Here is a 19,411-nt window from a genome sequence, read left to right as displayed (position 1 = left end):
ATATGATCTAAATCATATACATAATATTGCAAAAGTACATAAGATAATGTGTTGCAATTACACCAAATTATAAATTTCGTATGCCTAGCGATGATGATCCATTATGTCGGCTAAAGTGCTTCAATTGCGGCGGTTTAAGCACTGGAATGTAGAGCGGCCGGAGGGTTGACGCCGGGTCGGCGCGGTAGGTAATGCCATAGCCAAAAGATGCCGTGGCACGTAGCGTCTAAGGTCGAGGCGGTGGCTGGTGGCTACCCGCGCCTCCAAAATAAGAACGCGCCGTACCCCGCTGGGTTAACGGCGCGTGGGGCGAAAACTTTAGTTGTTGGCGGATTTTAAACCGTAATCACCGCCCAATCCGGCTGGGCACCGAGTGTTCGCGCATCGCTGATCACGGCACAATTCGCCCGTTCCGGTTGCAAATACGTCTGCGCGACGCGCTGCAAATCCGCTACTGTCACCGCTAACACCTGCTGCCGGAACCGGCGGCGTTGTTCCGGGGTGCGGCCAAACAAGGTGCCGAAAAAAGCGGTAATCGCCTCACCGGCTGGTGATCCCGGCTTATCGATGGCGGCAATGACGCCCAGAATCGCTTCCTCCAGCGTGCGCGCCGGATGATCATTGCTGTGCAACCAAGCCAGCGACCGGTCGAAATCGGCCAAGGTGTCGGCCAGCCGAGGATCACGGTAGGAGTAGAAGCGGAATGAACCGCTGTCCGGGTGATAACCAGCCCCGCCACCATACGCGCCGCCCTGCTCACGAATAGCGCGATGCAGATAACCGTTGCGCAGAAAATCGCCCAAAACTTGTAGAGCTGGGGCATCAGGATGATCAGGCGCGACGGTAGGGTACGCTTTGGCGCAGAAATTGACTTGGGTATTGACTCGGAAGCCTTGCCGGATCGGGGAGGCTGTCGGCGGGGCCAAGCCAAACGGCAATGGGGATGAGCTTTGGTGATCATGCCACCGAGCGGCCAGCGCCTCGGCAAGCGCCGCCTGCCGTTCTGCTTCGCTGACCACCAGCAATTGCTTCGGCATCGCAGCCAACCGGTCGCGCAAGCGTTCCAGACGGGACGCAAAATTTTGCAGTGCCGCTGGTTCATCCAAGCCATCATCCAACGCCTTAAGCGCTTTCAAGCCCTGTAAACCATCCCAGCGATGATTCAACGCTGCTACTGGGCTGAAACTGGCGCTTGCCGCCGCCAGCGCCAGCATATGGCCGTGATCGGTTATGGCTTCCTCGCGTTGGGCGCGCATCTGCGCGATGATCTCCCGCAACTTCGGCAACTCGTCAAACCGAGCGCTGGTCAGCGTGTTCCATAGCAAATCCGATAGCGCGCCCTGATTCCGGGCCAACGCTTTGCCCGCGACGACCAATACACCCTTCACTTCACTGACATCCGCCACGCCGCCGCGCACGCTGACGCGGGCATTGATACCACCGGTCACCGCCGCTTGCCATGCTTGAGTCGTGCGATAATCACGGCCACCACTGCCGACATCGGTCAAACAAGCGCACAGGAACGGTAGCAAGTCCAGCTCATCGGCATCCAACGTCGGTAAATCAAGCACCGCTTGCAGATAGACCATACCGTTGGTGCCCTGCGCGTACCAATGCGCGGGGATCTGGCCGACCGGGCGGCTAACCCCTTCAGGAATTTTCAAATCGGGCGGGACATCATCCAGTCCAACGCGCGGCAGTAATTCGGGATCATCCTGTTGTTGCTGGCGTTCGGCCAACATGCGGGCCTGTTCGATAATGCGCGTTTTATCGGCATCTGCCAGGGTGGCGCCGAGAGTGGCCAACCGCTGATTTTCGCTGGCAGCCTGTTTTGCCGATAGTTCTGGATCGGGGGCCATAACCAGATCTACCCGGTGCGGGTTATCCAGAAGCAATTGCCGAATCAAGTGCGGAATAAAATCCGCCGCCCGGCTTTCTGCCCGCAATTGTTCCAACAGGGGATCGCTATCCAGTGCGGTGATCGGATCGCCGCCGTGAATGGCCGGGGTCAGCGCTTCCATCAGCAGGCGCAGACCATAAGGAAAACCATCGCCGGTGATTTCCCGTTCGCTCAATTCCAGTTGATGCAAGGCGGCATCCACCGCCGCTTGCGGGACACCATCGGCCGCGACTTGGTGCAGAACGTCCAACACCAATTTTTCGACCGCATCGGCCTCTTCGGGATTAGAGCCTTCCAGACCGCAGACAAAGGTCGCCTCGCGGGTGGAGGTATCGAAACCGCACATTGGGGACGGCGCTGTGCCAAGGTCGGAGGTTTCCAGCGCGTGCCGCAGTGGTGAACTGCTGTTATCCAGCAGCACATCGCTCAACAAACGCGCCCGCAAGGTCGCCAGCGGATCGGTAATCGGCCCCAGTAACCAGCCCAGCACGATGTGGGTCTGATCAGTCAGTTCCTCAGCCCCGTCCAGCGGATAGTGGATCAGATCATGGACCGGCGCCGTGTAGCGACGCTCGGCGGGAATCGCAAGATCCAACTCTAGGGCCTTGAATGGGTTCAACGCACCCGACTGGAAGCGTTCCTGGTGCTCGGCGGCAGGAATATCGCCATAGGTCAGGAAGACCGCGTTCGAGGGGTGGTAGTGGCGGGCATGAAAGGCTTTGAGTTGCTCATAGGTGAGATTGAGAATCGCCTCCGGTTCACCGCCGCTATTGAAGTGATAGGTGGTAGTCGGGAACAGGCGGCTTTGCAACGCCAAACCGAGCCGTTGCACCGGCGAACTCAACGCACCCTTCATCTCGTTGAACACCACGCCCTTAAAGCTCAGCGGAGAATTCGGGTCATCGGGTTTGGCAAATTCCAGACGATGGCCTTCCTGGGCGAAATCGCGCTCGTTGAGTAGCGGGAAAAAGGTGGCATCCAGATACACATCCAGCAGGTTATTGAAATCCTTTTTGTTCTGGCTGGCGAAGGGGTAGGCGGTCCAGTCGCTGCTGGTGAAGGCGTTCATGAAGGTATTCAGTGACCGCCGAATCATCATGAAAAACGGATCACGCACCGGATAGCGCTGGCTACCGCACAGGGTCGTGTGTTCGAGAATATGGGCCACGCCGGTCGAGTCCTGCGGCACCGTCAGGAAGGCAACCATAAAGGCGTTATGCGGATCATCGGCGGCCAGATGCAAATGCCGCGCGCCGGTGGCGATATGGCGGTATTCCTGAAATTCCAGCCGCAGGGCCGGGATGGGATGCTGGCGCAGCAGTTCGAAGGCAGGATGGGTCGTCATTTCAGTTTGGTTGACTCGGAATGGGGGTGGGTGGGTGATTCGGGTTCGGTGGGCGGTGTGTCGCCACGCGGCTCGGTTAGCACCACCAGGACAGTACCCGAAAAAGCGAGCAATACACCCACTGGAGTAAGGCCGAGCAGGTTCAAAATCAAGCCCCGGTCGCCAATCGTCAGCGCGGCAAAGCCGGTGATCAGTCCGACGGCAGTCAGGATCGCGCCGATGAGAACCATCCAGCGGCCTAACCGCAGCGGATTCATGAGTTGCCTACCAGGCCGCCCCAGCTTGGATCGGTAACGTGGCGTTGCAGATACCAGTCCACCGTTTTGGCGATACCGGACTCGAAGGTTTCCAGCGGTCGCCAATCCAGATCCCGATCCATCTTGGCGGCATCGATAGCGTAGCGCCAGTCATGGCCGGGTCGGTCGGTAACGAAGCTGATCAACCGGTCATGCGGCGCCTGTTGCGGGCGGCGTTCATCAAGCAGGTCGCAAATCCGTTTGACGATGTTGAGATTCGCCCATTCGTTGCAGCCACCGATGTTGTAAGTTCCACCCAACTCGCCGCGCCGGATCACGGTTTCGATGCCCCGACAGTGGTCTTCGACATAGAGCCAATCGCGGATGTTGCTGCCATCGCCATAGACCGGAATCGGTTTTTGCAGCAAACAGGCGCGAATGACGGTGGGAATGAATTTTTCACCGTGCTGGAACGGGCCGTAGTTGTTGGAGCAATTGGTGGTGACGACCGGCAGGCCATAGGTGTGGAAATAGGCTCGTACCAGATGATCAGAACCGGCTTTGGACGCGGAGTAGGGCGAGTTGGGCGCGTAAGGCGTGGTTTCCAGAAACGGCGCATCATCCCGTGCCAGGGTGCCGTACACCTCGTCAGTCGAAATATGATGGAAGCGGCAGCCCTCGGCTTTTTTGCCATCCAGCCAGGCCAGCCGGGCCGCTTCCAGCAGGGTGAAGGTGCCGACCAGATTGGTTTGTACGAACGCCGCCGGGCCGGTGATAGAGCGATCCACATGGCTTTCAGCGGCGAAATGGGCGATGGTGTCGATGGCGTGCTCGCGCAGCAGTTGATCGACCAAAGGCCGGTCGCAGATATCGCCCTGGACGAAGCGGTGCCGGGCCGAGTCCGGGAGATCGGCTAAGTTATCGACCGAACCAGCGTAGGTCAGCAGATCAAGCGTTATGATCCGCACCGCCGGATCGGTCGCCAGCAAATGGCGCACGAAGTTGCAGCCGATGAAACCGGCACCGCCGGTGACAAGCACATGATGAGGATGATATTCCATGAGTTTTAAGTTCAACCAAGGTCGAAATTGAATTCGGCGACGACCGGCGCGTGATCAGAGGGGCGTTCCAATCGACGCGGTGCTGGATCGATGCGGCAGCCATGACAGATCGCTGCCAGGGCCGGACTGGCCAGAATATGGTCGATGCGTAAGCCGAGATTGCGGCGAAATGCGGCGGCGCGATAATCCCACCAGCTAAAACTCCGTTCTTCCTGCGGGAACAGGCGGAAGGTGTCTTTTAAGCCTTGATCGAGCAGTCGCTGAAAAGCCGCCCGCTCCGGTTCACTGCACAGCACCTGTCCGGCCCAGGCGCTGGGATCATGCACATCACGATCTTCCGGTGCGATGTTAAAATCGCCCAGTACCACCAGCGTGTTATGTTGCTTCAGTTCAGTAGCCAGCCAGGCGTTAAGCTGGCTTAACCAGCCGAGTTTATAGCGGTACTTATCGGAACCAACAGCTTGACCGTTGGGAACATAAAGATTCAGCACCCGCACGCCGCCGATGGTCGCAGCCAGCACCCGCCGCTGCGGGTCATCCAGTGCCGGCAGGTCGGTAATGAGATCGTGCGCGGGCAGGCGGCTAAGAATCGCCACCCCGTTGTACGTCTTCTGCCCGGAGAACACGGCTTGATAGCCCACTTCCGCAATGTCCAGAGTGGGAAAATCAGGATCGCTCAGCTTGGTTTCCTGAAGCGCTAAAATATCCGGCTGCTGAGTGCGCAGCCAATCCAGAACCTGTGGCAGCCGCACATTAAGCGAATTGACGTTCCAGGTGGCGATTTTCAGCATGAACGGTAAGCGGGCAGTGGTTTGGCGGAGATTTGAGAAACCGATGAGCACACGCCGATTATACTACAGGGTATTATGGACTCTCCTGTGATCCAATCATGCTGCGTTGCCTACGCGACCTGAAAATCCGCGGCAAACTGTTGGCGGTGGTATTGCCGCTGGTGCTGTTGCCTGTGCTCGGCGTCGGCCTCATCGTCGGCTATGTGTCGAAGCAGGAGGCTTATTCAGGGATCACCCAGGTCACCCGTAGCGATCTGGAGCACATGACCGAGTTCACCCTGGATTTGCTCAATGCCCACTATCAGCAATTTGCAGTGTATCGGGAAGATAAGCGCCGTGTGGTGCGGCAGGATCTGGCGACGCTGGCGCGATTCGCCTACAACCTGATCAAGGCGCAGCACGAGCAACAACTTAACGGTCGGCAGACACTGGAAGCAGCCCAGGAAGAAGCCCGGAAAGCCTTCAAAACCATTAGCGTCGGCGAAACCGGCTACCTTTACGCCATGACCTCCAAGGGCGATCTCACCATTCATATCGCCCAGGAAGGCAAGAATATTTACGCCGCCGAGGACGAGGAGGGCCGCCGTTTCATTCAGGAGATGTGCGAACGTGCCCTCGCCGCCAAACCGGGCGAGGTGCTCTATAGCGTCTATCCCTGGCGCAACGAGCTACTCGGCGAAACCCGCCCACGCAATAAAATCGTCGCTTATCTGTATTTCCAGCCGTGGGATTGGATCGTGGCGGCGGGCGGTTATCTGGAAGAGAGCTACGACGATACCGCGTTTGAAAAGCAAGCCCTGCAAGAATTGAAGCAAAACATCCTCGCCAAGCCGGTCGGTAAGACCGGCTATATTTATGCGATGACCCGCCGCGGCGAATTAACCCTGCATCCCTTTCGCGAGGGCAGCAGCGTCTACGATGAACAAGATCAGCAGGGTCACTATTTCATCCGCGAGATGATCGAGCATAAGAACGGTTGGATTCGTTATCCGTGGCGAAATCAGACCGATCTCGCGCCCCGTATGAAGATCGTGCGCTATCAGTATTTTGCGCCGTGGGATTGGATCGTCGCGGTGGGTTCCTATGAAGATGAGTTCTATGAACCGGCCAATCTCATCGAACAACATATTTTATCCAGCATGGGCCTGTTGACCTTTATGATCGGCACCTTTGCGGCCACGCTGCTGTTTTTTGCCTCTAAATTTCTCACCGATCCGATTCGCCGCCTGACCGAGGGCGTGCGAGAAGTGCGGCGCGGGCGGCTCGACACCAGGCTGCCCGTGACCACGACCGATGAGTTGGGCGAATTGGCGGCGGATTTCAACGAGATGACCGAGGTATTACGCCGCAACAAGGAGCTGGAAAGTACGCTGGCTCAGCAAAACAAGATGGCCTCCATCGGCGTGCTGTCCTCGGAAGTGGCTCACGAGATCAACAACCCGCTGGGCGTGATCATGGGTTATGCCGCCCATCTCGAAAACAAGATGAATCCCGAAGACCCCCATTTTAGGTTCATCCAGCAGATCAAACGCGAGAGCAAACGCTGTAAGACCATCGTGCAGGATTTGCTGAGTTATGCCCGCGTTCCCCGGCCAGTGCGGGTGGCGACCGATCTCAACGAGTTGTTGGCGCAAATCGTCGATTTCGCCACGCACCATACCGATCTGGAGGGCGTGACCGTCAGCACCGCTTTGGCGCCGCAATTACCCCCAGTTGAGTTGGACGGCGATCAAATCCGCCAGGTGGCCATGAATTTGATGCTCAATGCCGCTGGTGCGATGTCGGCGGGTGGTCGGTTGGTGGTTGGCACCACGCTCAATGAGACAGGCTGGATCGACATCAGCTTTCAGGATACCGGTTCCGGTATCGCACCGGAGCATCTGGAAAAGATCTTCGAGCCGTTCTTTACCACCAAGCAGCGCGGCACCGGTCTTGGCCTGGCGATCACCAAGACCATTGTCGAGCAGCATGGCGGCCAATTGGCGGTCGCCAGTACCGTCGGCCAGGGCACCACCGTGACCGTCAGCCTGCCCAGCCAGGCGGAGTCGGCCTGATGGCGAGCGGCGCAAAGCACATTTTGTTGATCGACAACGACGAGGCCGTTTGCCAGATGGTCGAGGCGATCCTGTTGGATCAGGCGTATACCGTTTCGGCGTTCACTCGGTCGGTCGATGCGATGACCGGCTTTGGGCCTGGCAAATACGATCTGGTCATCACCGATATCAAGATGCCGGTGATCAGCGGCCTTGACGTGCTGCAAAAGGTGAAGCAGCTCGACCCCGCACTGCCGGTGATCATGATTACCGCCCACGCCACGGTCGATCTGTCGCTGCAAGCGCTGCGCAAGGGCGCTTACGACATGCTGACCAAGCCGTTCGAGCCGGAAGAATTGCTGTCGCGGCTCCGCAATGCGCTGCGGCAAACCGAGCTGATCAAGGAAAACCGCGAACTGCGGGAGGAGTTGGCGGCTTGGCAAGGCTCTATCGTCGGCAACTCGCCGCATCTGCTGAACCTGCTGGAAACCGCCCGTAAAGTGGCGATCCGCGACATTCCGGTGCTGATCAGCGGTGAATCCGGCACCGGCAAGGAGCTGGTGGCGCGGGCCATCCGCCATTTTTCCAAGCGCAAGAACGGCAAGTTCGTCGCCATCAATTGCGGCGCGATCCCGGAAGCCTTGCTGGAGAGTGAACTGTTCGGCCACCGCAAGGGCGCGTTCACCGGCGCGGATCGTGATCATAAGGGCCTGGTCGAGACCGCCGATGGCGGTACCCTGTTTCTGGATGAAGTCGGCACCTTGCCGCTGAACGTACAAAAGACTTTATTGCGGTTTTTGCAGGAGCAGGAGTTTTATCGGGTGGGGGATACCACGCCGATCAAAGTCGATGTGCGGGTGCTGTCGGCCACCAATGTCAACTTACAAAACGCCGTACAAAACGGTTCCTTTCGGGAAGATCTGTTTTACCGGCTGAACGTGGTGCAACTGCGTTTGCCGCCGCTGCGCGAGCGCCAGTCCGATCTGCCGTTGCTGGTAGCGCATTTCGTCAAGGAGCAGAACAAGCGCTTCGAGACACAGGTGAAGGGCTTTAGCCGCGAGGCCATCGAAGCGATGATGGATTATGACTGGCCGGGCAACATCCGCCAGCTAAGTAATGTGGTGCAGGCGGCTATGGCCATCGACAGCAGCGATTATATCGGCCTGGAGGTGGTGGCCCAGTTGATCGATCTGCCGGAAAAGCAGCCGCTGGCCGATCATTCGGCTAATGAGTCGGATTACGCTACGGCATTGGCGCGCTTTGAAAGCGACTATTTGAACCGGCTGTTGTCGAGCACCGGCGGCAACATCGAAGAAGTTGCTCATCAGTCGGGCATGAACGTCGCCACCGTTTATCGCAAAATCAAGAAATACGGCTTGCGCTGAGCAGGCTACGCCAGCCTGCCCCGCCAATCCCTGAGCGTCCTGGAAGGTTTTTAGCAACGCTGCGACTGGCTGGCCGCATTCGTGCGAATCAACCAACCCCTCTAAAGCAAGTGATTGAAAATATAATTATTTGACCGTCTCTGGCGGATTCGCCGCGCCGCCTGATCTGCTATCTCCAGCCACGCCATTTGCACCGTTGCAACCGCCCGTTCGACCACCTCGCTCGTTGCTTCCTTGTAATTAATTAAAAAATAACTGAATTTTTCCTGCTGTTCGCCGTTGTCACCCTTGGCATAGTCCTTGCTCTTTAGCAATCACAACAATGAGAAACTAAGGAGTGAGGTCGAGATGAATTGCCAGCCCATTTGCCCCTTTTACGGGCAAGGAATCGACTACTGCGATGTAGGCGCTGGCTACATCTCTCCCTATCACGTAGAAGTCATCGTTCGGCGCTGTACCTCGCACTATGAAGACTGCGCCAATTATCAGGATTTGAGCAACCGCCGCCTCCATGAAAGCGGGGGCGAGTCGGCCCTTTCTCTGGCGACTACCGAACGACCCAGCGGTGGCTTGCTGTTCCCGCTGCAATTCGACCCCGATGTGATCACCGTACTGAACCATGAAGTACGGACGCCATTGACCAGTATTCGTTCGTTTACCGAAATCCTGCTCAATTATCCGGTCGAGGACCCAGCCGCACAGCGTCGGTTTCTGCAAATCATTCAGGATGAAACGGCCCGTCTCGGGCGAGCCATGGATCGGCTCTTCGGCAGAACCGCAATCAGCGCCATAGAACCGGCCGCTAAAGAACCCAGTCGTGACAACCCTTCTCTTCTCACCAAGGAGCCTTCGTAATGGCTAGCTCTCCGCAAAATAAAGGTTGGTCAGTCGTTTTGGCCGGTACTGGAATCAATTTGGCGCTCGGCGTCCTGTATGCCTGGAGCGTGTTCAAGGGCGCGATTGCCGAATCGATCAAACACGGCGGCGAAGGCGCTTTCCAATGGGATTTGGCGTCGATCAATGACCCTTATGCGGTGTGTTGCCTGGTGTTTGCCTTTTCGATGACCCTGGGCGGCAAGTGCCAGGATCGGCTGGGACCTAAATTCACCGCGATGATCGGCGGTTTTCTGGTGGCGGCGGGCTTTCTGCTGCTGTCGTTGACCACCAGTTACTGGATGTGGGTGCTGGGCTTTGGCGTTCTGGTCGGTATGGGTTTGGGCTTTGGCTATTCTTCCGCCACACCGCCCGCATTGAAATGGTTTCCACCGGCCAAGACCGGTTTGATTGCCGGTATCGTGGTCTCAGGCTTCGGCTTGGCCCCGGTCTATATCGCGCCACTGGCCACCTATTTGATGAAGAGCGGCGGTTTGCAATGGACGATGCTGTGCTTGAGCGTGATGTTCGCGCTGGTGGTGGGCTTGTTCTCCTTGCTGCTGCGCAATCCGCCCGCTGGCTATCAACCGGTCGGTGCTCCAGCCACTGCGCAGACCGCCAAAGTGGTGCCCATCGCCAAGCCCAAGGATTTAGGCCCCTCGCAGGTCGCCAGAACCGGTGCCTTTTATGTGCTCTGGGTGGTGTTCTTCATCGGGTCGGGTGCCGGCTTGATGGTGATCGGCAGTATTGCCGGCATGGCCAAGCAAAGCATGGGTGAGCTGGCGTTCCTGGCGGTAGTGATCATGGCGGTCGGCAACGCAGGCGGTCGCATCGTCGCCGGTTCGCTGTCGGATCGGATCGGCCGTACCCTGACCCTCTCCCTGATGCTGATGTTCCAGGCTATCCTGATGTTTGTTGCGATCCCGGTGGTGACCGCCGAGCATACCAGCGCCGCCTTGATCGTCATCATCGCCACCCTGATCGGCTTCAACTACGGCACCAACCTGGCGCTGTTCCCGGCGATCACCAAGGATTATTGGGGTCTGAAGAATTTCGGCATCAACTACGGTTTGCTGATGACCGCGTGGGGCATGGGCGGCTTCGTACTGGGCCGGGCCTCTGAGATGATGAAAGCGGCCACCGGTGATTTCGCGCTCTCCTTCGGAGTCGCTGGTATCCTGCTCTCGGTTGGCGCGGTGATCATGATGCTGCGGGATCTGTTCCAAGGCATGGTCACGGCCAAGGTTAATGAAGAACTGGCACGGCGTGACGCGGAAGCCGCCCAAGCCGCGCTGCAACCGGCCCTGGAGCAGGCGGCCTAATCCCGCTGCACCTTCACCCCGGTTGCCGGTTTGGACAAGGCCCCGCTTGGCGGGGCCTTTGTTTTGTTGTTAACGGGTGCAAGCTGTATCGCTGTCAGCTTAAATTGAGAGTCCATGCGTATCCCTCGAATCTATCTGCCGTTATCGCTGACCGTCGGCGCGACGGTCCAACTGGATGACAACGCCTTCGGTCATGCCGTGCGGGTGCTGCGCTTAAAGCCCGGTGCGGCTTTGGTCTTGTTCGATGGCCGAGGGCGCGCGTTCACAGCGAGCTTAAGGGATGTCGGCAAGCGGGATGCCTGGGCCGAGGTTGTGGCCGCTTTGCCTGAAGCAGCCGAATCCCCGTTACGGCTGATATTGGCCCAGGCTGTCTCGCGTGGCGACAAGATGGACTACACCGTGCAGAAAGCAGTGGAGCTGGGGGTCGATGCGATTCAACCTTTGTTCAGCGAGCGGGGTGGAGTCGATTTGAGCGGTGAGCGCTTGCTGCGCAAAGTGCAGCATTGGCAGGGCATTATCATCGGCGCCTGCGAACAATGCGGCCAGAACCGATTGCCGACATTAGCTCAGCCGCTGCCATTGGCGGCCTGGTTGGGGCAAGACCTGGCCTCCGGCTGGCGGCTGCTGCTCGATCCGTCGGCGACCCAGGGCTTGCGCGCTCTAAAACCGCCGACCGGTGCAGTCACCTTGCTAATTGGCCCGGAAGGTGGGCTGAACCCGGCTGAAATCGATCAAGCCCGTGCGGCGGGATTCACCGGTATCCGGCTTGGGCCGCGCATTCTGCGGACTGAAACTGCCGCCTTGGCCGCGCTGGCGGCAGTACAAACGCTGTGGGGTGATTGGAATAACGGGTGCTAACCGCAGCACTTGGCCGCAGAATCTGTGGTTAAAATCTCTCAAGACATCTTGTCACTCATCCTTTCACCGTCTAGCTTTAAAAGACGTCGCTTTTCTTAGCGGCGTTTGTATGGCAAAACAACCACATAAATGAGGAGGTAGTTGGGATGAAAAAAATTGCGCTGGCTGTAGCCGCGTTCTGCTCCATGGGCCTTTCCGTCGGCGCTTGGGCTGCCGATGCCGCAACGGCCGACGAGGTGATCACCAAGGTCAAAGCTGCCGCTGCTGACGTGAAGGCGGGTGGAGACACCGCTCTGGCGGAATACGACAAAAAGGATGGCAAATGGGCATGGAAGGACACGTATGTTTTCGTAATGGATTGCACCACCGGGACCATGAAAGCCCACCCAAGCGCCCAGGTTAAGGGGATGAAGTTGAGCGACCTCAAGGACAAGGCCACGGGTAAGGAATTCGGCACGGCCTTCTGTGACGCCGGTAAGAAAGCCAACGGTGGCTGGGTCGAGTATATGTGGACCAAGCCCGGCGCCGAGGGTAATCATCGTAAAGTTAGTTACGTGCTTCCCGCCGGCACTTATGTGGTTGGCGCGGGCGTCTACGACAGCACGCCGGTTGCGGCGTTAGAAGCGAAGACCAAGTAATCCTTGGCATTCCGCCGTGCTTTGCGCCGTTTTTTGGCATCCAGCCAGGCAAAAAGCACGGTGGATTGACAATTTTCCTGTCTTTTCTCCTCCCACTTCTCTCCTTTGATACCCACCTCTAAAGCCTGATCTCGGTTATACTGGCGCTCTCATGAGAAAGCCCCTTGGCAGGAGGATGCGGTGATTTATTCGCTTGGTGATCGCAAGGTCGAATTTCACGGCGAAGACTGGTTTATCGCCGACAACGCCACCGTTATCGGTTCGGTGGTGCTCAAACAAAATGCCAGTATCTGGTTCAATGTGGTCATTCGCGGTGATAACGATGTCATCACCATCGGCGAGAATACCAACGTGCAAGATGGTTCCGTTCTCCACACCGATCCGGGTATTCTGCTCACCCTCGGCCGCGATGTCACCGTTGGCCATCTGGCCATGCTGCACGGCTGCGTCGTCGGAGACGGTAGCCTGATCGGTATCAAGAGCCTGATCATGAACCGGGCGGTGATCGGCAAGCATTGCCTGATCGGTGCCAACAGCCTGATTCCAGAAGGCAAGGTTATTCCCGACGGTTCGTTGGTGATGGGTTCGCCGGGTAAGATTGTGCGCTCACTGTCCACTGAGGAAATCGAGCGCCTGCGGCAGACCGCAGGCCGTTATGTGGACAATTTCAAACGCTTCAAGCGCGAGTTGTGCGGACAGAACTGACGTGCAAGCCGCGATCCAAGATCCTTTAGAACTCGCCATCCGCCAGGTTGGCTCAATCATTTTGGGCAAGGAAAGCACGATCCGGCTGGCAGTAGCTTGCCTATTGGCGCGCGGCCATTTGTTGATCGAAGATCTGCCCGGCATGGGTAAAACGACGCTGGCGCACGCGCTGGCGCACAGCCTTGGGTTGCACTATCAGCGTATTCAGTTCACCAGCGACCTGCTGCCGGCGGATATTCTTGGCGCTGCGGTTTACGAGCGGCAGCGCGAAACCTTTGTCTTTCATCCCGGCCCCATTTTTGCCCAACTGATCTTGGCCGACGAAATCAATCGCGCCACGCCTAAGACCCAGAGTGCATTGCTGGAGGCGATGGAGGAGGGGCAAGTGACCATCGAAGGTGAAACCCGGCCGTTGCCGCAGCCGTTCTTCGTCATCGCTACCCAGAACCCGGCTTATCAAATCGGTACCTTTCCCTTACCGGAATCCCAACTGGATCGATTTCTCATGCGGGTCGAATTAGGATATCCCGACGCCCTGGCCGAAAGGGCTTTGCTGGAAGGCGAGGATCGACGCGACCTGTTGGCTCGGCTGCCGGTGGCGATGACACCCACTCAATTACACGAAGCACAAGCACAGGTGAACGGTATCCACGTCGCCCCGCCGCTACTGGATTATGTGCAAGCGTTGTTGGCGTTTTCCCGGCAATCGAATCGCTTCCGGGGTGGTCTATCGCCACGCGCCGGTTTAGGGTTGTTGCGAGCGGCACGGGCTTGGGCTTTATTGCATCGGCGCGGTCATGTGCTACCTGAAGATGTGCAAGCCGTATTGCCCCCCGTGGTTAGCCACCGCTTACATCCGGGTGAGGATAGCCTGGAACAGTCAACCCACGATCTGGTCAGGCATTTGCTGACTTCCGTGGCCTTGCCGGCCTGAGCGTCCGCTGAATGCTGGCGGCGTGGCGGCGGCGGTTCGAAGCGTGGGTGACGCGCTACCAGCGGCCATCGCTAGGACCGATCCGCTTGGATCGACGCCGTATCTATATTTTACCAACGCCGCAAGGCTACGCTTTTGGCTTGTTGCTGCTGTTATTGTTTGTCTGGTCGATCAATTACAGCAACAGCATGGGCTTCGCCTTCACGTTTTTGTTAGCGGCGGTGGCGTTGAACACCATGTGGCAGGCCCACGATACCCTTTTAGGTCTCGTCATTCATGGCAACGGGGCCGATCCCGTATTCGCGGGTCAGGATGCCGGCTTCAGATTTTTACTCGAAAACACGCGCGGAGCGCCGCGGCACGGCATTGCCCTCCAGTGGCGGGATGGAGAACCGCTGTTTATCGATATTCCGCCGCACGGTTCGATGGCGGCCGTGTTGCCGATTCCGGCTGAACGGCGCGGTTGGTTGCGGCCAGGCCGTATCCGGGTGCTGACCCGGTTTCCCTTGGGATTATTCCAGTCCTGGAGCTGGGTAGAGTTCGATGTCGCCACCCTGGTTTATCCTCGGCCACGGGGGGCGCGAGCATTACCGGTGCCTTTGCCCGGTGCGCCTGGGAGTGGGGCGCAGGAATTGGCTGTCGGCAGCGATGATTACGCTGGGTTTCGCCCCTATGCGCCTGGGGACTCACCGCGTCGGATCGCCTGGAAAGCGGCCGGTCGTACTGAGCAGTTGTTGGTCAAGCGTTTCGTCGATCAAGCCCGACCCGAACTGTGGCTGGATTGGCAACTGCTGGGCATTGAAAACATCGAACCACGGCTTGAGCAGCTCTGTCAGTGGGTATTGAAAGCGGAAAACGAGGGCTATGAATACGGTTTACGATTGCCGAGTATCCGCATCTTACCGGCACGCGGCGAACCGCAGCGCCGCCGTTGTTTAGAGGCACTGGCCTTGTTTGCTGATCGAAAAGACATCTCTGGTACCGATGATGGTCTGGAATCGAGAAAACCGGCAAAAGCAGCAAAGACCCAGCGTGCCGCCGGTTGAACCATTGACCCGATCAGGTTTGATGTGGCTGCTGGTCGCACTGGTGCTGGCGGTAGTACCCCATGCCGTCGCGTTACCGATTTGGCTGAGCACGCTGTTTTTTGCCATGGCCGGTTGGCGTGGCTTCATCGCCTTCCGAAATCGGGCGCTGCCTGCTCGCTGGCTGCTGTTGGCGGTGGCTGTACTGGCCGGAGCAGGCGTGCTGATCGATTTTAGAACCTTGTTCGGCCGCGATGCCGGTGTGGCTCTGCTGGTTGCCATGACCGCTTGCAAGCTGTTGGAAACGCGCGGCTTGCGCGATGGAGTGGTGCTCGTGTTTCTCGGTTATCTGCTGGTGATGGGTAACCTGCTTTACAGCCAAGAAATCCCGTTGGTGACTTACCTCTTTGCGGTCGTGTTGCTGATGTTGGCGGCGCAAGTGATGATTCACCGCCAGCACGCGGGCCTTGGCGCATTAGCGCCGTTACGGCTGACCGGCAAGATGGCCTTGCAAGCCGTTCCGGTGATGCTCATTTTGTTCGTGCTGTTCCCGCGCATTCCTGGGCCGCTGTGGGGTTTGCCACAGGATGCCCATAAGGGCCGTACCGGCTTATCCGATGAGATGATGCCTGGCACGGTCAGTACGCTCAGCAAATCCGATGCGGTCGCCTTTCGAGCGCGCTTCACCGGCCCTTTTCCATCACCAAGCCAACTGTATTGGCGGGGGCCGGTGTTATGGAATTTCGATGGGCGGCGCTGGACTGCGGGCGAAGCACCCCCCAGCCCTGTGCCAGTGCCGTTCACGCCCGAAGGCGCGGCTGTGGACTATTCGGTGATTTTGGAGCCAAGCAACCGAATTTGGCTGCTGGCGCTTGACTTGCCTGCGATGCTACCGCCGCAAGCCAGCATGACGCCCTCGTTTCAACTGGTGCGCCAACAGCCCGTCAATGAGGTATACCGCTATCAAATGCGGTCTTATCCCCAGTATCGAACCGGCGATTTACAGGCGACCGAACGAGCACGCGCGCTACGCTTGCCGAGCCGTGGTAATCCACAAGTCCGCGCCCTGGCTGCGGAATGGCGTGCGCAAGATACCCGGCCTGAGTCAATGGTCGGTCGAGCGTTGGCGATGTTTCGGCAACAAACATTTTATTACACGTTAAATCCCCCGCTGCTGGGCACTGATAGCGTCGATGAATTTCTCTTCAACACTCGCCAGGGTTTTTGCGAGCACTATGCCAGTGCGTTCGTTTTCCTGATGCGCGCGGCCGGAGTACCAGCGCGGGTCGTCACGGGTTATCAGGGGGGTGAGCGCAACACCTTCGGTGATTATCTGATTGTCCGCCAATCCGATGCGCACGCTTGGGCTGAGGTGTGGCTGGAAGGGCGAGGTTGGGTTCGGGTAGATCCGACAGGAGCGGTTGCGCCAAATCGTGTGCAAGACGGACTCTATGCCGCCGTTACCGACGGGCAGAATCTCCCATTCTTGATTCGGCGCGGCGGTGATAGCGCGTGGTTGCACCAATTGGCCATGAGCTGGGATTCACTGAATAATAGTTGGAATGAGTGGGTGCTGGCTTACGGGCCGGATCGGCAAAAAGAATTTCTCTCAGGACTTGGTTTTGGGGCAGTCGATTGGCGAGAGATGATAATAGCGATGACGGTGGCGTTGGCTGGTTTCGTGCTGGTGGTCGTCGGTTTGCGCTGGCTAGATCAGGGTTCCCGCGATCCGGTGGTACGTGCCTGGCAACGATTTTGCGCGCGACTGGCCCGGCGTGGCTTGGCGCGCGGTGTGCAAGAGGGGCCATTAGCCTTCGTCCAACGGGTGGCCGACCGTCGGCCGGATCTGGCGGAACCAGTTTGTGAAATCGGCCGACTTTATGCCACGTTGCGTTATGGTCCTACCGCTTCACCGGAGGATGTTCACCAGTTGCAGCGATTGGTGAGGCAATTTCGAACTTAATTTTATGCAAATAGACTGATCATAGTGTCTGTTGTTTCTCTACGCCGCTTATAGGAGTTGCAATGAAACGCTTATCTTTTACTGCTTTACTGACCATGACCTTAGTGGCGACCCCCTGGCTAGTGAATGCCCAAAATACTGGCCATCCTGCCGATCACAAGATGTCACCACCCGCCCAAACTGTTTCTAGCCCTGCGACGGCTGCTTATGAAGCAGCCAACTCCAAGATGCATCAAGAAATGGCAATTACTTTTACGGGTGATGCGGATCGTGATTTTTTGGCGGGGATGATTGGCCATCATCAAGGTGCTATCGATATGTCGGACGTGGTGTTGCAATATGGTAAGGATGCAAAAGTGCGTAAGTTGGCGAAGGCCATTATCCGTGCTCAGAAACAGGAGATTGAGCAAATGAAGATTTGGTTGAAGGAATTGGACAGAAAAGCCGGAAAAACCCAACCGTAAAGGGTATAGGGCGCTTAAGCCGTGGGCCAAAGCGGTAAAGTTCTCGGCGTACAGATCGGTGTTGCCGAGCGAATGCAGATCAACGATAGGGACACGGTGACCGCGATTCGTAAATATGCGGTGGCAGGAACTGTTGCCGTCAATCCATTGGGCCTGCAAGGCGATGAACAGGCGGATTTAACCGTTCATGGTGGTTTCGCAAAAGCCGTTTATGCCTATCCGTCCGAGCATTATCCCTTCTGGCGAGAGCAAAGGAGAGTCATTGGCTTACCAACGACTCTACCTTATGGAAGTTTGGGAGAAAACTTAACGCTCTCTGGTGTGATGGAAGCCGATTTATTTGTCGGAGATGAATTGTTTTTTCCAGACTGTGTTTTACGTGTGACCCAGCCACGCGAGCCTTGTTATAAATTCAATCACATCATGGCAGATCATCGGGCGGCTAAAAAGATGGTACAGACTGGATTCTGCGGTTTCTATTTGGCTGTGGAAGCTCCTGGCAGCGTTGCGGCTGGGCAACCCTTTGAGCTTAGGCGGGGACCGCACCAAGTCCCGCTCAGTGCCCTGTTTAAAAAAGCCGCCCTAAAGGTCCGATAAATCGGTAAAGAAAATCCCGATGAGTATGGCTATCGTCAGTGCTTCCACGCCATTGCATATAGAAGAAATTCGATGTTTGTTTGCAGAGTATGCAGCCTCTCTTAATTTTAATCTCTGCTTTCAAAACTTCTCGGAGGAACTTGCGGGTCTGCCGGGTGATTATGCGCCACCTCGCGGTTGCCTGTTGTTGGCGACGCACGATAGCAGCCCTGCCGGATGCATTGCACTGCGGCCGTTGGCAAAAAATAATGGCGAGTTGAAACGCCTTTATGTGCGTCCCGCATTTCGCGGTTTGGGTATTGGTCAATGTCTGGTAAAGACGTTGATCGATAGAGCCAAGGAGAAAGGTTATGAAAAGATATTTTTGGATACAGTCGGGGAGATGCAAAAAGCCCAAGCGCTGTATGAAGCGTTTGGTTTTGTCGATACCCAACCCTATTACTACAATCCTATAGCGGATGCCCGCTTCATGGTGCGAAGCTTATGAGGTGTGGCGCAATAGCCAGGAGTCTTTTGGGGTGATATAGTTTTCTCGGTGCTCATCAAGGTAAGGCTTGTTCGCTTGAGCGCTTTTTGGTTCTTAAGGCTATTTGCTAGCGGTCGCTAGAATTTCCCTGGTTGACGTCTTGCGCAACAAACCTTACCTATCAGATTTACCGATCTCAATAAAGAGCAGTTACACTGTGGCTCCAGCTTTTTCCAGTTCGGCGTAGGTGGTCGGCTGTTGTGATCGATTAATATTCAAGCCCAATCGCAAGCCAATCTCTGCAAGCGAGAAAATCCCTCTCACCGCCGCGATGTCATTCTCAGGGTCGGTATCCAGCACCAGAGCGTGTTGGCGGCTGACCTGTCGCAGGGTGGCGATAATATCGCCTATCCGTGCCCCCAGTACGTCCTCCATCATCAGAACTTGCAATTTCGGTCGGAGGGTCATCACATCAGAAACCAATAACTCATCACGAGAGATGCCGGTCTTGGCGATAATCCGAGCCGCTTTCTCGCTGTCGATATCTCGGCTGGTGAGGACGCCAAGAATCGCGTCGTCTGCATCGCAAACCAGGAGGATACGCACTCTGCGCCTGATCATAAGATCCACGGCTTTGGTCAGCGGGGTTGTCAGATCAATGGTAATAGCGGTGATCTGGCACAGATCCGTCATCACCGACAGTGCCGGATCATCAATAGTGATGCGGCGGGGTAATTGTTGTTTTGGGCGAGCGTGGTGGATTCCCCGATCCAATCCATGTAACGGCAGCGCTTGATAAGCATGTTTCATTAAGA

Annotated in this window: 18 protein-coding genes; 13 read left to right on the top strand and 5 right to left on the bottom strand. The window is 57.1% G+C overall.

All coding sequences use genetic code 11. The features are described 5' to 3' along the window. Nucleotides 1-335: 335 nt before the first annotated feature. From BN873_RS07425 to xth, 4 genes are read right to left on the bottom strand one after another with little or no spacing between them, the layout of a single operon-like run. Nucleotides 336-3,245, bottom strand: coding sequence for an insulinase family protein (locus BN873_RS07425; RefSeq protein ID WP_048672335.1), 2,910 nt, complete (start codon nucleotides 3,243-3,245; stop codon nucleotides 336-338). Continuing rightward, nucleotides 3,242-3,502: a hypothetical protein gene (locus BN873_RS07420; protein WP_048672333.1), complete on the bottom strand. Its 261-nt coding sequence runs from the start codon at nucleotides 3,500-3,502 to the stop codon at nucleotides 3,242-3,244. The genes BN873_RS07425 and BN873_RS07420 overlap by 4 nt, the downstream gene beginning before the upstream one ends. After that, nucleotides 3,499-4,542, bottom strand: a complete 1,044-nt coding sequence (rfbB, locus tag BN873_RS07415; RefSeq protein ID WP_048672331.1) for a dTDP-glucose 4,6-dehydratase — start codon at nucleotides 4,540-4,542, stop codon at nucleotides 3,499-3,501. Before rfbB ends, BN873_RS07420 begins: the two co-directional genes overlap by 4 nt. Nucleotides 4,543-4,553: 11 nt before the next feature. Then, nucleotides 4,554-5,330: an exodeoxyribonuclease III gene (xth, locus tag BN873_RS07410; protein WP_048672370.1), complete on the bottom strand. Its 777-nt coding sequence runs from the start codon at nucleotides 5,328-5,330 to the stop codon at nucleotides 4,554-4,556. 101 nt (nucleotides 5,331-5,431) lie between these two features. Here xth and BN873_RS07405 point away from each other — a divergent pair, with 101 nt between their 5' ends. From BN873_RS07405 to BN873_RS07340, 13 genes are all read left to right on the top strand, one after another. Then, a complete protein-coding gene (locus BN873_RS07405) occupies nucleotides 5,432-7,387 on the top strand; it encodes a cache domain-containing protein (protein WP_048672327.1) in 1,956 nt (651 codons plus the stop codon). Further along, nucleotides 7,387-8,751 carry a sigma-54-dependent transcriptional regulator gene (locus tag BN873_RS07400; RefSeq protein WP_048672325.1) on the top strand — a complete coding sequence of 455 codons (1,365 nt, stop codon included), beginning with the start codon at nucleotides 7,387-7,389 and terminating at the stop codon, nucleotides 8,749-8,751. The genes BN873_RS07405 and BN873_RS07400 overlap by 1 nt, the downstream gene beginning before the upstream one ends. 348 nt (nucleotides 8,752-9,099) lie before the next feature. Further along, a complete protein-coding gene (locus BN873_RS07390; RefSeq protein WP_048672320.1) occupies nucleotides 9,100-9,606 on the top strand; it encodes a histidine kinase dimerization/phospho-acceptor domain-containing protein in 507 nt (168 codons plus the stop codon). Beyond that, entirely contained in the window at nucleotides 9,606-10,946 is a 1,341-nt protein-coding gene (locus BN873_RS07385; protein WP_048672318.1) for an L-lactate MFS transporter, read from the top strand. Before BN873_RS07390 ends, BN873_RS07385 begins: the two co-directional genes overlap by 1 nt. A 114-nt stretch (nucleotides 10,947-11,060) precedes the next feature. Then, nucleotides 11,061-11,804 (top strand): 16S rRNA (uracil(1498)-N(3))-methyltransferase, encoded by a 744-nt coding sequence (locus BN873_RS07380; RefSeq protein WP_048672317.1) that lies wholly within the window; start codon nucleotides 11,061-11,063, stop codon nucleotides 11,802-11,804. Nucleotides 11,805-11,950: 146 nt separating this feature from the next. Continuing rightward, nucleotides 11,951-12,442, top strand: a complete 492-nt coding sequence (locus tag BN873_RS07375) for a cache domain-containing protein (protein WP_048672315.1) — start codon at nucleotides 11,951-11,953, stop codon at nucleotides 12,440-12,442. A gap of 180 nt (nucleotides 12,443-12,622) precedes the next feature. After that, on the top strand, nucleotides 12,623-13,147 hold the full coding sequence (locus BN873_RS07370; RefSeq protein WP_048672313.1) for a gamma carbonic anhydrase family protein: 525 nt from the start codon (nucleotides 12,623-12,625) through the stop codon (nucleotides 13,145-13,147). Between the two features lie 13 nt (nucleotides 13,148-13,160). Next, nucleotides 13,161-14,081, top strand: a complete 921-nt coding sequence (locus BN873_RS07365; RefSeq protein ID WP_048672368.1) for an AAA family ATPase — start codon at nucleotides 13,161-13,163, stop codon at nucleotides 14,079-14,081. Nucleotides 14,082-14,092: 11 nt separating this feature from the next. Continuing rightward, nucleotides 14,093-15,127: a DUF58 domain-containing protein gene (locus tag BN873_RS07360; protein ID WP_048672311.1), complete on the top strand. Its 1,035-nt coding sequence runs from the start codon at nucleotides 14,093-14,095 to the stop codon at nucleotides 15,125-15,127. Continuing rightward, nucleotides 15,066-17,069 (top strand): transglutaminase TgpA family protein, encoded by a 2,004-nt coding sequence (locus BN873_RS07355; protein ID WP_242434392.1) that lies wholly within the window; start codon nucleotides 15,066-15,068, stop codon nucleotides 17,067-17,069. The genes BN873_RS07360 and BN873_RS07355 overlap by 62 nt, the downstream gene beginning before the upstream one ends. A 62-nt stretch (nucleotides 17,070-17,131) precedes the next feature. Then, the gene (copM, locus tag BN873_RS07350) at nucleotides 17,132-17,533 is read left to right on the top strand and encodes a CopM family metallochaperone (RefSeq protein ID WP_048672307.1); all 402 of its coding nucleotides are present in this window, start codon (nucleotides 17,132-17,134) and stop codon (nucleotides 17,531-17,533) included. A gap of 21 nt (nucleotides 17,534-17,554) precedes the next feature. Further along, nucleotides 17,555-18,130: an MOSC domain-containing protein gene (locus tag BN873_RS07345; RefSeq protein WP_242434391.1), complete on the top strand. Its 576-nt coding sequence runs from the start codon at nucleotides 17,555-17,557 to the stop codon at nucleotides 18,128-18,130. A 19-nt stretch (nucleotides 18,131-18,149) separates the two neighbouring features. Continuing rightward, nucleotides 18,150-18,617 carry a GNAT family N-acetyltransferase gene (locus BN873_RS07340; RefSeq protein WP_048672305.1) on the top strand — a complete coding sequence of 156 codons (468 nt, stop codon included), beginning with the start codon at nucleotides 18,150-18,152 and terminating at the stop codon, nucleotides 18,615-18,617. Between the two features lie 189 nt (nucleotides 18,618-18,806). On the opposite strand, the gene BN873_RS07335 is transcribed toward BN873_RS07340, so the two are convergent. After that, nucleotides 18,807-19,406, bottom strand: coding sequence for a CBS domain-containing protein (locus BN873_RS07335; RefSeq protein WP_048672303.1), 600 nt, complete (start codon nucleotides 19,404-19,406; stop codon nucleotides 18,807-18,809). Nucleotides 19,407-19,411: the final 5 nt, after the last annotated feature.

Source organism: Candidatus Competibacter denitrificans Run_A_D11, from assembly GCF_001051235.1.
Lineage (GTDB): Bacteria > Pseudomonadota > Gammaproteobacteria > Competibacterales > Competibacteraceae > Competibacter_A > Competibacter_A denitrificans.
The sequence above is the reverse complement of the archived record's forward strand: the minus strand, read 5'-3'. Positions and strand labels throughout refer to the sequence as shown.

Coding starts and splice junctions, on each gene's coding strand:
- BN873_RS07380 (WP_048672317.1), top strand. CDS start 11,061: ATGCGTATCCCTCGAATCTATCTGCCGTTATCGCTGACCGTCGGCGCG.
- BN873_RS07420 (WP_048672333.1), bottom strand. CDS start 3,502: ATGAATCCGCTGCGGTTAGGCCGCTGGATGGTTCTCATCGGCGCGATC.
- copM (WP_048672307.1), top strand. CDS start 17,132: ATGAAACGCTTATCTTTTACTGCTTTACTGACCATGACCTTAGTGGCG.
- BN873_RS07385 (WP_048672318.1), top strand. CDS start 9,606: ATGGCTAGCTCTCCGCAAAATAAAGGTTGGTCAGTCGTTTTGGCCGGT.
- BN873_RS07360 (WP_048672311.1), top strand. CDS start 14,093: ATGCTGGCGGCGTGGCGGCGGCGGTTCGAAGCGTGGGTGACGCGCTAC.
- BN873_RS07405 (WP_048672327.1), top strand. CDS start 5,432: ATGCTGCGTTGCCTACGCGACCTGAAAATCCGCGGCAAACTGTTGGCG.
- BN873_RS07335 (WP_048672303.1), bottom strand. CDS start 19,406: ATGAAACATGCTTATCAAGCGCTGCCGTTACATGGATTGGATCGGGGA.
- BN873_RS07375 (WP_048672315.1), top strand. CDS start 11,951: ATGAAAAAAATTGCGCTGGCTGTAGCCGCGTTCTGCTCCATGGGCCTT.
- BN873_RS07425 (WP_048672335.1), bottom strand. CDS start 3,245: ATGACGACCCATCCTGCCTTCGAACTGCTGCGCCAGCATCCCATCCCG.
- BN873_RS07355 (WP_242434392.1), top strand. CDS start 15,066: ATGATGGTCTGGAATCGAGAAAACCGGCAAAAGCAGCAAAGACCCAGC.
- rfbB (WP_048672331.1), bottom strand. CDS start 4,542: ATGGAATATCATCCTCATCATGTGCTTGTCACCGGCGGTGCCGGTTTC.
- BN873_RS07340 (WP_048672305.1), top strand. CDS start 18,150: ATGAGTATGGCTATCGTCAGTGCTTCCACGCCATTGCATATAGAAGAA.
- BN873_RS07400 (WP_048672325.1), top strand. CDS start 7,387: ATGGCGAGCGGCGCAAAGCACATTTTGTTGATCGACAACGACGAGGCC.
- BN873_RS07390 (WP_048672320.1), top strand. CDS start 9,100: ATGAATTGCCAGCCCATTTGCCCCTTTTACGGGCAAGGAATCGACTAC.